This window comes from Saccharibacillus sacchari DSM 19268 (assembly GCF_000585395.1).
Taxonomy (GTDB): Bacteria; Bacillota; Bacilli; order Paenibacillales; family Paenibacillaceae; genus Saccharibacillus; species Saccharibacillus sacchari.
In genome coordinates, this window is the sequence record NZ_KK073875.1 from 5,059,428 (window position 1) to 5,074,173 (window position 14,746).

Here is a 14,746-nt window from a genome sequence, read left to right on the forward strand (position 1 = left end):
CGACGGGAATCGAACCCGCGACCCTCGCCTTGGCAAGGCGATGCTCTACCGCTGAGCCACGTCCGCAAAACATTATTGAAGCAAAAATGGCGGAACCGACGGGATTTGAACCCGCGATCTCCTGCGTGACAGGCAGGCATGTTAACCCCTACACCACGGTTCCAGGCCATAAAGTAAAGCAATTGCGGGGGCAGGATTTGAACCTGCGACCTTCGGGTTATGAGCCCGACGAGCTACCGAGCTGCTCCACCCCGCGTTAGAGTGTAAATCTTAGTTCCATGATTCGTTCGACTTCGTCACTAAAGTCTTCATGGTGGAGGCTGAGGGGATCGAACCCCCGACCCTCTGCTTGTAAGGCAGATGCTCTCCCAGCTGAGCTAAGCCTCCGTACGATAATGACCCGTAGGGGATTCGAACCCCTGTTACCTCCGTGAAAGGGAGGTGTCTTAACCCCTTGACCAACGGGCCTTACTGTCAATGTCGTCCGTTTTGCGTCTCGCTTGTTTCAGCGTGTTGCCCGCGGCGACAAGAAATAATATACCATGCGAGCATTCCAAAGGTCAACCCTTTTTCGCAAAAAACTTTGAGAAAGTTTGAATCGAGTTAAAGTTGATGATATTAAAGCTATTGCGATGCGTATTATTAACCGTTTATGTTGGGCGGTTAAACAGGCGGTGCGTGTGTGGCGGCTGCGGGAGAAATTCGTTCAAAACGCTGTCTCACTTGGAAAACGGGATTGAAATTTTATAATGGGGTTTTCCAAGTTCAAAGGCGTTTTGAACTGAATTTCTCCCTCCGCCTGGCGTTGGCACGTACTGGAACGCTTTTAAAGAGTATAAGGCGAGCATTGCCTTACACACTTTACTTTGTCGGCTAAGCTCAAAATCACTGGTTAAGATGACGCGGTATTGTATCGAGGCTCCTTTGCCCACAAAAAAATCGTACAACCGAAATTCGGCTGTACGATTTTGGATTGGAGAAGTTCGAATGGATTGGAGCAGCCTTCGGCTTACTGCCTTACTCCTTGTCCCACAGCTTATATAGCGCCTGGGTGCCTTTGTCTTCGTAACCGGCGTCGGCCAGTTTGCGATACAGGGATTCGGCCAGTTTCAAGCCTGGAAGATCGAGCTGCATTTCGGCGGCGGATTCGAGGGCGATGCCCATGTCTTTGATAAAATGCTTGATGTAGAAGCCCGGTTCGAAATCGCCGTCGAGCATGCGAGGGACCAGATTGCTTAAGGAAAAGCTTCCGGCTGCGCCGGTTTCGATGCTTTTCAGCACGGTGCGGGGATCAAGACCCGCTTTTTCGGCATATACGATCGCTTCGGTCACGCCCATCATATTGGAGGCGATCGCGATTTGGTTGCACATTTTCGTATTTTGCCCGGCTCCTGCCGTGCCTTGGTACACGATATTGCTGCCCATGATCTCAAGCAAAGGCATCACCGCTTCGTAATCGGCTTGTTCGCCGCCGACCATGATCGACAGCTTGGCGTTTTTGGCGCCGACGTCTCCGCCGGATACCGGAGCGTCCAGCACGCCGATGCCTTTCTGCTTGCCTTGTTCAGCCAAGCGGCGTGCGAGCAGCGGGCTGGACGTAGTCATATCGATCAGATACGCGCCCGATTTAGCATGGGGAATCAGACCGTCTTCGCCCGTGTACACCTGCTCCACGTCCTGCGGATAGCCAAGCATGGTGATGACGATATCGCAAGCTTGCGCCAGCGTGGATGGCGAATCGTGCCAGACCGCTCCGCGGTCGACAAGATCCTGCGCTTTGGACGGAGTACGGTTATAGACATGCACCTCGTACCCTTTGTCCAAAATATGACCGGCCATGCTTTTTCCCATGACGCCTATTCCTGCGAAACCTACGATTTGTTTTGCGGATTTCAAATGGATTCACCCTTTCCGAAAAGTTAACGCGTGCTTTGCGTACACGCCCTTCGGCGAAACGGCACTGCTGGCAGAATGTTGATTCAACATCAACGATGCAGCGTGCGATATTGGCCGGGCGACATATCCAGGCAGCGCTGGAAAGTCCGGTTCAAATTACGTTCGGAATATCCGACCATACCGGCGATATCCATCACGCTGCAATCCGTTTCTTTCAGCAGCCGTTTCGCCTTGTTCACTTTAAACTCTATCATATATTCCACGAAAGAAATGCCCATTTCTTTCTTGAACAACCGACTGAGCGTGGACGCGCTGATCCCTTCGTTCTCCGCGCATTCGGATAACGTCAGGCTACCGTCTTCGTCGCTTTCGATTTGTGCGCATACCCGCCGCAGCAGCTGTCTGGAGGAGTTGCCCGCATTTTCGCTGCGTATCCGCATCCAGACCGGGAACACCATCCCTGCAAACCAACCGTGCATTTCGCGCGACGTTTGGTTTTCTTTTAACTGCTCGAACAGATTTTCTCCGAACAGTTTGCCCGGAACGGCTCCATTGGCTTCCAAAGCTTGAATCAGCGCCGACAACAGCACATGGTAACACTGGGAAATCACGTTATAAGACCCTGCCGTGCGCACCCGATCCGTAAATTCTTCCAATGCTGCTTCCGCGCTAGCCGAATCTTCTTCGCTTAAGGCTTCGATCAGGCTGCGCTCCACCTCTTTGGGATATAAAAACAACGGACTTCCCGCATCCAAACGAATCGGTTCCTCATACCAGAGCACACGGTCCGAATCGCGGAACAATCGGTATTTCAGCGCGGTACGGGCCTCCAAAGCGCTTTCGGGCAGTTTATGCAGCGGAACCTGACGACCGATGCCTACCGCAGCCGAAAAAGAAAGATACTGCGCAAGCGATTCCACAATCTGCTGCGCATAACGCCCCACGCTTTCCCTGATCGCTTTCGGCGAAGTTCCCGGCGGGAAACAAAGCACGGCCGCGCTTTCTTTTTCCCCGTCTTCCGCCGTCCAACCGCTTAGCCCGTTCGCTTGAAGCAATTCGTTCATGACATTGCGGACCGCAAAGCGAATAACCGCGCCTTCCTGAGGCAAAAAGCGTTTTTCCCGCAGCAAATCTTCCACCTTCACCATCACGACCGCCGCGTCCCCACCCGGATCGATCCCGTACCTGGCAGATTGGCGTCGTAATTCTCCGGTATCGACCGCATAATCCCCGCGCAATAGTTTTTGAAAAAAGCGATCCCGTAAATCCGGCTGCATGCTGCGTACGTAACGATCCAGCGACCCGGCTTGTTCATTCAAATAGTCCAGGCAGGAACGGATATATTCGATCTCGTTGCCGCCGCGATCCGATCCGCCCGATTGACCGCTTCGAAGCCTTGCTCCGTGCTGAAGCAGCCGCTGAACGGGATTGTAGGCCAGCTTCGACGTCACCACGCTAAGAATCAAACCGAACAGTAAGCAAGCCCCCGCGGTGAAAAAGATCAATCCGCGTATCCAGCTCAGCTGCTGCATCATCGAGGCTTCCGGCAGCCAAGAGACATAGGTCCGGCCGAATGAAGTCCGCTGGAACGCTAGCAACGCTTTACCTTCCTCGCCTTGTATCAATTGACTGCCGGACGTTTCTTCTCCCGCGGAAGCGACCCGAAGATCACCGGCTCGCGGGAGCGTTCCTTCCGGTTCCCCGCCGTAAGCCTGGAGAAGCGGCGTTCCGTTCGGAGCCAGCACAAGCAGAGCCTGATCCTCCAACGACGTTCGGTAGCTTTTCAGCATCCGATCCAGCCCGGCTTCGTCCACCTGCATCACGAGCAAGCCCTGCGGTTCTCCCGAATGCATGACGGGCAGCGGGCGAACATACGAGAGATAGCCTTCGCGCGCGGCTTCGCCCAACCTCATCCAGCCGCTCTCTTTGCGCTCAAGCGCTTCCCCAAGATCGGTACGGTATCGAAAATCGGATTCGTCGACATGACCGTATGTGTTGGACAAGGTCGTTCCCGATTCCGTACGGTAAAACACGATATCCCCGATCAGTCCCTCCGTTCCTCTTCGCGCTTGAAACAAATTGAGCAGTTCCATCTGGGCCAAATAATCCTCGTTATAACCGGGATCGGCCAAAGCTCTTCGGATCAAAGGTTCCATCGATAGCTGCAACGACACGTTCTCGATGCTGCCCAGCGTTTGCTCCATCCGATCTTTGAGCAGCAGCAGCGACTCTTCGCTGTCTGCTTGAAACTGAGCGGTCAGCCGATTCGTCGAGATATAATAGTAAGCGCTCCCGATTAGCAAAATAGGAACAAGCACGGATAGGCAGCCCAACCAGATCAGCCGATTGAGATAGGTGTCTGCGGGTAGTATACGACGTGCATTGCGTTTCACGGATTGCGTAAATTCGCTCATGGATGCTTCCTCCTGTCCGTCTTGGCATGCTGCTCCCATTATACCTAAAATCGAATCGCGCTTACTCAAGATTTACTTTTTTGTTTATCGTGGATCACGAATACGTTTATTGACTGTCGAAGACTGACTGATACACATGCACGCATTCCCAAGACGACAATTTTGTGATCTTCACAATGAGCTTGCCGCCGCGAACCGAGGTTTCGGGACGTTCCCCGGAGATCAGACATTCTGCCGTATACGAGCCGGGATCGTTCTCCGTCGTTAGACTCAACTCGACATCATGCAAAGGAAGGATCGCAGTCAACGGCCGACGCCCGGCTCCGTTCACGAGATGGACGAGGCGTTCTTCGTTTTTACGGAACACGGTCAACTGAAGCCCGGGCACTTCGTTTGTCTCGATCGACGGAGCTTTTCCGAGCAACCAGCGCACTGCATTTGCAGCCAAGCGGTAATGATCGGCCAGCTTATAATCGGCGATCAACCGGCTTAACGAAAACGGCAGATACAGCGTACGTCCTTGTCCCGACTGCCGTGCAACAATCAACGGCAAATCCGTCTGCGGAACCGGCAGCGACGCGCGTTCCGGCGGAGCGCCTACGGCTTCGGGCGGGGAAAAAGGCGGAACGAGCGTCGCCAATACCGTCACGGACGAATCCTTTTGATCGGTCTCGCAGTATGATACCCTTCCGCGCAGCGGCAGCAGTTCGGTAGACTGTAATCCCGCGTGCAGCGGATGGTCTTTCCCTTCCGGTTCGAACCGGATATAAGCGGCTTGCAGTTCTTCGCTGCGCACGCTGTTTTCGGCGATGCCTATCAGCTTCGTCGGACTTGCGGCGTTACCGGCTCCGTCGGGAAGCGCTCCTTCGGTCAACAATCCGCCGCCTTGACGCACGAATTGCTCCGCAGCCGCCAGCAGCGCGGCCGTCCAGCCGAATCCTTCGGGAACAATCACCGTTCGGTACTTCTTCATTGCTCCTTGTTCCGCCGCCTCGGCCGGCAGCACCGCGAACGGCAACCGCGCCTGGATCAGCGCTTCCGCCCATCCTTCCGCGGAAGCTGCCGAGTTCCATAGCAGCGCAATCTCCTGTTCCTGCTGCGCCCCGTCCATTAACTCTTCGACCTTCGCAACGTCGCGATTTAACCCGGATACCTGTTCCAGTATCCGTTTGTCGCCGATCGTATCGGGAATGCCCGTGAGCGAATGCCAGATCTGCCCGCCGTTCGCCGGAACCTGAGCCATCCAGAACCGGTATTCCGCAGGCGGAAGCCCGGTATGCCGCCAGTCCATGCCTGGACAGGAATGGACGATGCCGAGCGGAGCAGGCAGTCCATGCCCCTGCGCCGACCGACCGAACCGCATCGACAGCGCAGGCTTCCAAAATTCCGGGATATGCTGCCAGCCGAGCGACAGGATATCCTGCGGCTCCGCGCAAATCAGATCGGCGATCTCCGCGCGTTCTTCCAAACGATCGCGGTACAGGTCATAATACAGAATCGTAGGCACATCGGGCTTAACCGACTTGATTGTTGCGTTCAATCTCCGCATATTGTCCGTCATGCAGCGCAGCGGAAAATCTTTTTCCAGCAACTTTCGAGTCTCCGGCAGTTCCGATCCGTCATAAAGCTTCGCATATTTGCTCCGGCACGTCTCGCAACGGCAAAACTCGTAACCCGGCGCGTTGAAAAATACGCCGTCGATCTCGTAACGTTGGAGAGATTCGACCAAAATTCGTTCGGCTGCGCCTTCATTGCGATACCCGCTGTTGATGCACGTTTTCATCAGCAGCGGCCACGGTCCGGGGCGCATGGCCCCTATCGTTTCCGGACGCCCTTCGGCGTCGCGTACAAACCACTGCGGGCGACGCAACCAGACGTTATCATCCGCTTTGCTGAAATCGTAACGGGCGATAAAGCGAATGTTGCGGCTATGCAGCTCCGAGATCACTTCCTGGAGCAAGTCCCGCCCTTTTTCCAAAAACGGATTCCTGGTATGGTAAGGCACTTCGGTATCGTACCAGGCGTAAATCCCTCCCACGTTAAACACTACCGTATTCGCGCCCAGTTCTTCCAACTGCGCGGCCAGCCGTCGCGGCTCGATTTTGTCCGTATCGGCTACCTGAAGATTGGGCTGAATGATGCGCAGAGGCTTCCGCCACCACGCTTTATCGCGGCTTTCCATGAGACTCCTCCTTTTTGCAGCCTGCATCCTTGCGTTCAGATACTGCTCGTGTCCGACCCCCAGTCAACGATGACGCGAAAACTTCCGATCGGATCAAGACTCTTGGAACTGCTTGTAAGCCGCGGCCATATCGAGAAACGCCTGCTTGAGCGCCGGCTGTTCGCGCAGGCCCGCCACATAAGCATCGAAGTCTTCCAACGAAATCTGTCCGACGATCGCTTTGGTCATCATGGACTTATATTCCGTATCATGCTGCGGCCACGCGTTGATCCACGACTCCACCGTCACGACGCGATACGGGTCGATCTTGCCGATCTCGTCGAATACTTCCACTTCCGCGATTTTGGCGTCGTTGAATGCTTTGCTCGCCGAAGCGCTGATTACTTTGCCCCACTTCGCATATGCCAGTACGCCTGCGCCTTTGCTTGTCGTATTGACTTCTTTCACGCCCTGCTCCGTCAGCACTTTTTGCCCGTCTTCGACCGTATGATGCACGCCTTCTTTGCCGTAGTACGCATAATCGGTCAATTCTTGCGAAGCCGTTTGCTCGAAGTACGCCAAGAGCTGCTTCACTTTTTCTTCCGGTACTTTTTTCGAGATGTAGAAGCCGCCCGATACGCCGGTTTCCAACGCGACCGCGTCGTCCCCGTTCGGTCCTTTCAGATGCAGATTCAGGATTTTGGCGTCTTCTTCGCCGGATTTGCGCATCGCTTTTTCCCACTCGTCGTCCCACCAGATCGGTCGTCCGTAGGAAGCCGCGCGGTTCGTTTTGAACAGTTCTTCGGCCTGCGTTTCTTTCATGACCGCGTACTCTTTGGACATCAAGCCTTCAGCGTAGAGTTCCCGGAAAAAGCCGACCATCTCTACATACTGCGGTGTGAGGCGAGGGTTGATCAGGCCGCCCGCATCGTCGTAAGTCGGGTTATAGACGCCGAAGCCGGCTTGCATCGCGGCTGTCGGATTGTCGACGAACAAATGTCCGACCGTGCCCGGTTTCGCTTTGACGATCGCCGCCAACGCGTCTTTATACTCGTCCATCGTCGTCGGAACGTCGATATTCAGTTCTTTGAGCCAGTCTTCGCGAATCTTGAGGCCGCCGTCTACCCGCGATCTCGATCTCGGCAGCGCGTAGATTTTACCGTCGACCGACAGGTATTTCAACGCGTCGTCAGCCAGGTTTTCTTTGAGATTCGGATATTCGCTCAGATCCCCCAGGAAAGGAGTCAGATCCCAGAACGCTCCGTTTTTGATCGCGCTGATCAGTGTCGGACGGGTAAAGTCGGTTGTCGATACCACTTCCGGCAATTGGCCCGACGCGAGCAGCAGATCCAATTTCGTGTTCAGGTCGCCCGACGGCACCCATTCGATATCCAGCTTGGAATTCGTCATCTCCTGCCATCCTGTCCAGTACTCGTCGTTCATGTCCGGAAGCTCGCTGAACAATCCGGCAAACATCTGGATGCTGACCGGGCCTTCCGCTTCTCCTTCCCCCTGCGCGGCCTGCGATCCTCCGCCCTGCGGACCGCAAGCGGTTAATACGGAGAACGTCATCGCGGCTCCGCACAAAGCGGCGATCCATTTCCTATGCGAACTTTTCATTTTGCCCATATCGATATTCCTCCTTGGATGTCGGATCGTTATCTACCCTTTAACCGAACCTAACATAACGCCTTTCGCGAAATGCTTTTGCAAAAACGGATATACGACCAGAATCGGCAGCATCGACAGCACGATCGACGCCATCCGGATCGTTTCCTGCGGCATGACGGCTTCGTCGCTCGCGCCCGCCCCCGCCGCAGCCGAAGAGTTCGAATCGATCACGAGCGTTTTCACCAGCACCTGGAGCGTCCATTTGTTCGAATCCGTCAGATAGATCAAAGCGTTAAAATACGTATTCCAATGCGCCACCGCGAAAAAAAGAGTAAATGTCGCGATCGCGGGCATGGATAGCGGGATCACGATGCGCCAAAACACGCCGAGATCCGAACAGCCGTCGATCTGCGCCGCGTCCTCCAATTCCGAAGGAAGCGATTCCAAAAAACTTTTGATAATGATCAGGCTCCACGCGTTGGTCAAGCTCGACAGGATCAGCGACCAATACGAGTTGATCAGCCCAAGCTCGCGGATCAGCAGATAATTCGGCACGATGCCGGCACTGAACACCAGGGTAAAGATCACAAATCCCATAATCAGTTTATAACCCGGCAGCGTGCGTTTGGTCAGCCCGTAAGCGAACGTGAACGAAACGATCAGGTTCAGCGCCGTGCCGACGACCGTGATGAACACCGTGCTTTTGAACGCGTTCAGGAAACTGTTCGTGGATAAAATATACTGATACGCGTCAAGCGACCATTTTTCCGGGAATAGATAGAACTTAAGCGGTACGTACACCTCGGGATCGGTAAACGACACGCTGAACACGTATAAAAAAGGAAAGATGCAGACCAGCGAAATCAACAGGATCAGGCTGTAATTGACCCAATCGAACGCAGTCGGCTTTTTGCTTTTCACGAAACTCATAACATGGCTCCTTTCCAGAGACAGATATTGTCGTACGCCAATCGGACCTCGCGCAGCCTGTTAGGATTTCGACTAACGGCTTAGGCCCGATACCCGATTGCGACGTCCATAGTTAATAAATGCCTTCCTGCCCCATTTTTTTGACGATCCGGTTGGCGGTAACGATGAGCAGCAGTCCGATGATTCCTTTGAACATCCCGACAGCCACGCCGACACTGACGTTACCTTGCAAAATGCCCCGCGTGTACGCATACGTGTCGAACACTTCGGCGACCGACATGACGAGAGGGTTCATCATCAACAAGACCTGCTCGAAGCCGACGTCGAACATGTTGCCAAGACGCAGCACCAGCAAAATTACGATAGTCGGACGGATCGCGGGAAGCGTGATATGCCAGATCTGCCGCCAGCGGTTCGCCCCGTCGACGACGGCCGCTTCATACCGTTGCGGATCGACGCCGGCCATCGCCGCGAGGAAGATGATCGTGCCCCAGCCGGCTTCTTTCCAGACGCTTTGCGCGGTGATCATGGCCCAAAAGTAATTGACTTGCGAGAGGAACGAAACGGACTCGCCGCCCCACGATACGATGATCTTGTTGATAATGCCGACATCGGCCGAGAGGATAAAATACGTCATGCTCGCCACGACCACCCACGACAGGAAATGCGGCATATAGACGATCGACTGGTTGATCCGTTTGAACGTCTCGTGCCGGATCTCGTTGAGCATCAGCGCCAGCACGATCGGAACCGGAAAATTGAAGACCAACCCCAGCAGATTGATCGCTAGCGTATTGCGGAGCATGACATAAAAGTTCGGGTCCGCGAACAGCGCCGTGAAATGATCGAACCCCGCCCACTCGCTGCCTGCGAATCCCAAGTACGGATTGTAATCTTTGAATGCCAGCAGCAGACCCCACAACGGACCGAATTTGAACACGATAAAAAAGAGCAGTCCGGGCAGCATCAACAGATAAATGGTTCGATGTTTGACGATGCGCGACCAGAGCGAAGCTGGATAGGCTTTGTTGCCCTCTGAAGACAAGGTTCCGGGTTGTTCCATGGTCATTCTCCTTTCTCGAAAAAATAGGCTCAAGCATCAGGCATGTCTTCACTCTTTACAGAAGCAGCTTTTGCTCAACTTTCGTTTTGGGCAAGACGCTTTTCCGCAGACGCGCGACGGATTTGTACGGCTTCGTATTTCTCCAGACGCTCGATCGTCAAAGAAATGCCTGTTGCTGTTTGCTGTACGTCGATATGATTTTGATTGACCAGCGATATGGCTTCGCATCTGTTCAAAAAGAGATCGGATAACGCTTCGGCGTTCGAACCGCCGATAGTGAACGTCATTGGCCCGATCGGCACCGCCTCGTGATAGGTCATGCCGTTAAAGCCCGACAGATTAATACATTGCAGCAGCAGATCGCTTTCACCCGTGCGATGCAAGAACACTTCCACCGAAGACGGCGCGTCCGACTTTAACGTCCAGCCGCTTTCCAATTCGTGTTCCAGCACGGCGGCAAACGCTTCTTTATGGTCTTGCCAGCCGTAACGGCTGTACCATTCCCCCGGCTGCCAGCCGTAATAAAGTCCGCTGCCCGCTCCGCTCCGGCGGATCGTCACCGCGTCAAAGCCTTCGCTGCGCGCATGCCCGTACGCCCGTTCCGGCGGCCCGAACGTCGCGGCCTCGATGCTGCGCAGCCGGCCGGCGACGCCCGGCTCCACTTCCGCCGCCCAGCACGGCCCGGGCGCCACGATCCACCGCCGGCCTTCCGGTATGCCGGCCACCCCTTCCCCGTCCGCCTCGAAATAGGCGGACTCCGCATCCGGCAGTCGCGTAAGCTCCCGGATGCCGAACAGCGCGCTTAGCGATTCGGCGTCTTCCGCCAGCGCCCCGCCGGTGGCAGCGATCCGCAGCCCTTCTCTCTGCTTCCGCTCCAATAATTCGCGTTCCTTTTCCGTCAGCCGGTCGACACCCGGCAGCAACAGAACGAGCGCTCCGTTTTCTTTTTCCAAACGCCAGCTCAGCCTTTCCCTGACCACGACTTCGAACGGAATCTGCTTCTCCTTCAATATTTTGAACAGCCCCAGGTATTCGCCGCGAGCCGTACCCGATTCCGGCTTCACCAGCAACACGTCAACGATCGGCTTCAAATTTTTGAATACGCTCTCATTTTCTTGTTGAAAACGGAAGATGCGCTGTACAGTAGGCAAGTTGGACGAATCCGGATAATCAGGGAACGTTCCGATAATGCAAAAGTCGAGCACGGAACCTTGCGCCAAAGCTTCGTAAAGCCGAATCTCCGTTTCATGCACCGACACTCCCGTAAACCGATACGGCAAATCGACCGCGTTGATGCTGCAACAACTGGAACGTTTATCATCCCACCCGCCTTCGACCGACGCTATATTTTCGGACGCCGCATACAACCACCTAGGAAGCGGACGCTTCAACGACGTGTTCGACTCGCTGCGCACCAGATCGACGCCTTCCGTATGATAAGTAGAAATCGCGACGTTCGGATAATCTTTTTTCACGAATTCCCGAATTCGACGCAGCATCTCGCGCGTCGTCTGCTCGCAAAACTCCGCATACTCCTGTTGAAGCGGTCCGTTTTTTCCGTCGTATTGTTCCAGATCCTGACCGTACATTTCACTGAAACGCCGCCGGCAATTTTCGCAATAACACGGTCCGTAATGATTGCCGCTGTAATCCCAATGCTGATACCCGAACATATTGAAGAAAATGCCGTCTACCGGATAACGTTCAAGCACTTCCCCGATCATCTTGAGCGAAACTTTTTGCTGGTAATGACCGTTTACGCAAGTATGAACGATACCCTGGTAATTGACCTCTTGGCCTGCACGCGTTCGGTAAAACCATTCAGGATGGCGCTCGAACAATGACTCATGCGCTTTACTGAAATCAAATCGCACGATGATTCGTTTCCCTCTTTGATGCGCCAAGTCCGTCAACGTGCCAACCAGATCATTTTCCAAAAACGGTGTCACATACTGCTCTTCCAGTTCGGACGGGTAAAAAGCAAATATGCCTCCCGCATTCACCATCAGTACATTAGCCGACAAAGCATCCAAATCATCCATCAGTCTCACCGGGTCCATCGTCGCATCCGTTTCGCGCAGATTGGTTTGGATCATTCGTATCGACTCTTCCATCCACCAACTCATCCGCTTCATCCCCTCCCCTTTCGGCTAAAATGATATCGAACTCTTTGATAAACGTGCTTAGCGGGATCATACTTGATGCTGCTCCAATCCCGATCGGGCTAACTACAGTGTGCAAAAATGGGCAGCGGCATGCTACAGACAAGTTTTGCGGTCAAATTGTCCGGAAAATTTTGTCCGTTTCGTGTCTCTTTTTCCGGTAGAATAGAGAAGAATACGAGTAGATCAGCTTTTTAGGAGTATCAACCTTGCAAAAAAAGTCCGTTTCGTCAAATTCGTCTCCTACTAAGCATGAAGTCATTAAATACGCTTTTCTAAGCAAAAACTTGCAAAAATAATAAAGAGCTTTTATATTAGTACCAGGTACTAGTATTAAGTGCTAAAGGAGCTGACCTGCACATGAATCTTATTCAATCGAACTCACGCATTTCCGCTTTAGGCACTTATGTTCCCGAACGAAAACTGACTAATGACGATTTGGAAGCCTTGGTCGATACCAATGATGAATGGATCGTCCAACGTACAGGCATCCGCGAAAGACGCATTGCCGCCGATGACGAATTCACTTCGCATCTATGTATTAAAGCCGTTGAGGATCTTCTTCGCCGTTATCCGAACGCTCTGGATGGAGTTGATCTGGTGCTGGCTGCCACAACGACACCTGACTATCCTTTCCCTACGGTATCATGCTTGGTACAAGACGCGTTTAAACTGCAAAATGCCGGTACCCTTGACTTGAGTGCCGCATGTGCCGGTTTTACCTATGCGCTGCATCTTGCGAATGGAATGGTGACAGCAGGTTTGCATCGTAAAGTGTTGATCATAGCCGGCGAATGCATGAGTAAAACCATTGATTATACGGACCGTAGCACCTGCATTCTATTTGGTGACGGAGCGGGTGCAGCTGTTGTTGAATATACGGAGCAAGGCGTTTTTCTCGGTTCTCATATGGGTAGCGACGGTAGCGGAGGCCAACATGTCTATCGAAGCGGCATGGCGGATACATTAAGAGGCCAAAAGCTGGACGGTAACGGAAAAGTCGTACAGAATGGCCGGGAAGTCTATAAATGGGCAGTCCGCACCGTACCGGAAGGCGTGCAACGCTTAAGCGAATCGCTACCGGGCGGAATCGAGGACATCAATTGGTTTATTCCGCATAGCGCCAACTTGAAAATGATCGATTCCATTGCGGAAAAGAGCGGGATCGGCAGCGAACGGACGTTGACGAGCGCCGAGTTTTACGGTAATACGTCTGCGGCTTCGATTCCTCTCGCTTTGCAGCTTGCGATTGATGAGGGGAAAGTAAAGCGCGGCGATTTGCTACTGATGTACGGATTCGGTGCGGGATTGACGCACTCCGGAGTTCTAGTCCGCTGGTGAGGGGCCGCGAGCCTGCCTCCGACCTGCGCTTCGTTGTCCTTTCCCCTTCTATTTGATCAAACATTTAGAGGTAAGGGGAAAGGACAAAGGCGCTCCGGTTCGGAAGCAGGCTCGCTCTGTATGTAGGTAAAAAGCAAAGTTCGAACTGCGCGACTTGAACTAGCCGCAGAGAAAAGTAACGGATTTATGGACTGTAAAAGAGGTAATGATTTAGAGAGATTGGAGTTGAGCTTTTATAAGAAAAGGAATGAAAGCAGTAGGTAGGGTACGAGAATCGGAAAGACCAGTGACCCTATGGCGGTGGACAGACTGCGATTAAATAGGAGATTAGTGAGGAAGAGTTAGACAAAGACAATGTTGGCAGGAGCGTAGGGAGAAGCCTTGGAGCGACTTTTGGCTTGCCGCCGGGCAAACAAGGGCAGCGACAAGAGTTCTCCCGTAGCGACCTTCCGCGTGTGTGTCGACTCCGAACATAAGAAAAAAAGCCTTCTCCGTTAAGAGAAGACTTCTTCGTTGGCTTGGCAGCTTCCTACTCTCCCGGGACCCTGCGGTCCAAGTACCATCGGCGTTAGAGGGCTTAACGGTCGTGTTCGAGATGGGAACGTGTGGAACCCCTCTGCCATCACCACCAAACCATTTGTGTCGGGATTAGCGACACGCAACAAGGCTTGCACCTTGAAAACTGGATCCGAAACGATCACTTCGCGTCTATTCGAAGTTGTTTTCTTACGAAAACGTTGGATAAGCCCTCGACCGATTAGTACTGGTCAGCTCCACACATTGCTGCGCGTCCACCTCCAGCCTATCAACCTCGTCGTCTTCAAGGGGTCTTACCAATTAAGTGGGAAATCTCATCTTGAGGGGGGCTTCACGCTTAGATGCTTTCAGCGTTTATCCCTTCCGCACGTAGCTACCCAGCGATGCTCCTGGCGGAACAACTGGTACACCAGCGGTGCGTCCATCCCGGTCCTCTCGTACTAAGGACAGCTCCTCTCAAATTTCCAACGCCCACGACAGATAGGGACCGAACTGTCTCACGACGTTCTGAACCCAGCTCGCGTACCGCTTTAATGGGCGAACAGCCCAACCCTTGGGACCTACTTCAGCCCCAGGATGCGATGAGCCGACATCGAGGTGCCAAACCTCCCCGTCGATGTGGACTCTTGGG

The 14,746-nt window shown here is 53.7% G+C and carries 8 protein-coding genes, 4 tRNA genes, 1 rRNA gene and 2 other annotated features; of the genes, 1 reads left to right on the forward strand and 12 read right to left on the reverse strand.

Annotation, left to right across the window (positions count from 1 at the left end; genetic code table 11):
• Positions 1-87: 87 nt before the first annotated feature.
• The 11 genes from SACSAC_RS21915 to SACSAC_RS21965 form a co-directional block, all read right to left on the reverse strand.
• Positions 88-163 (reverse strand) — tRNA-Asp (locus tag SACSAC_RS21915).
• A 19-nt stretch (positions 164-182) separates the two neighbouring features.
• Positions 183-256 (reverse strand) — tRNA-Met (locus tag SACSAC_RS21920).
• A 55-nt stretch (positions 257-311) separates the two neighbouring features.
• Positions 312-387 (reverse strand) — tRNA-Val (locus SACSAC_RS21925).
• Positions 388-396: 9 nt separating this feature from the next.
• Positions 397-468 (reverse strand) — tRNA-Glu (locus SACSAC_RS21930).
• 549 nt (positions 469-1,017) lie between these two features.
• Positions 1,018-1,896, reverse strand: coding sequence for an NAD(P)-dependent oxidoreductase (locus tag SACSAC_RS21935; RefSeq protein ID WP_281175786.1), 879 nt, complete (start codon positions 1,894-1,896; stop codon positions 1,018-1,020).
• Positions 1,897-1,985: 89 nt separating this feature from the next.
• Positions 1,986-4,310, reverse strand: coding sequence for a helix-turn-helix domain-containing protein (locus SACSAC_RS21940; RefSeq protein ID WP_037290352.1), 2,325 nt, complete (start codon positions 4,308-4,310; stop codon positions 1,986-1,988).
• A gap of 106 nt (positions 4,311-4,416) precedes the next feature.
• Positions 4,417-6,492, reverse strand: coding sequence for a family 10 glycosylhydrolase (locus tag SACSAC_RS21945; RefSeq protein ID WP_037290355.1), 2,076 nt, complete (start codon positions 6,490-6,492; stop codon positions 4,417-4,419).
• 93 nt (positions 6,493-6,585) lie between these two features.
• Positions 6,586-8,100, reverse strand: coding sequence for an extracellular solute-binding protein (locus tag SACSAC_RS21950; RefSeq protein ID WP_245608674.1), 1,515 nt, complete (start codon positions 8,098-8,100; stop codon positions 6,586-6,588).
• 33 nt (positions 8,101-8,133) lie between these two features.
• A complete protein-coding gene (locus SACSAC_RS21955; protein ID WP_037290358.1) occupies positions 8,134-9,012 on the reverse strand; it encodes a carbohydrate ABC transporter permease in 879 nt (292 codons plus the stop codon).
• Between the two features lie 112 nt (positions 9,013-9,124).
• Positions 9,125-10,075, reverse strand: a complete 951-nt coding sequence (locus tag SACSAC_RS21960) for an ABC transporter permease (RefSeq protein WP_051507320.1) — start codon at positions 10,073-10,075, stop codon at positions 9,125-9,127.
• Positions 10,076-10,149: 74 nt separating this feature from the next.
• Positions 10,150-12,201: an alpha-amylase family protein gene (locus SACSAC_RS21965; RefSeq protein WP_084778538.1), complete on the reverse strand. Its 2,052-nt coding sequence runs from the start codon at positions 12,199-12,201 to the stop codon at positions 10,150-10,152.
• Positions 12,202-12,597: 396 nt separating this feature from the next.
• Between SACSAC_RS21965 and SACSAC_RS21970 the strand changes: the two genes are divergently transcribed.
• Positions 12,598-13,578 (forward strand): ketoacyl-ACP synthase III, encoded by a 981-nt coding sequence (locus SACSAC_RS21970; protein WP_211251349.1) that lies wholly within the window; start codon positions 12,598-12,600, stop codon positions 13,576-13,578.
• 516 nt (positions 13,579-14,094) lie between these two features.
• Here SACSAC_RS21970 and rrf read toward each other — a convergent pair.
• Positions 14,095-14,211 (reverse strand): 5S ribosomal RNA (gene rrf / locus SACSAC_RS21975).
• Positions 14,212-14,327: 116 nt separating this feature from the next.
• Positions 14,328-14,585: a sequence feature (23S ribosomal RNA rRNA prediction is too short), on the reverse strand.
• Between the two features lie 19 nt (positions 14,586-14,604).
• Positions 14,605-14,746 (reverse strand) — a sequence feature (23S ribosomal RNA rRNA prediction is too short).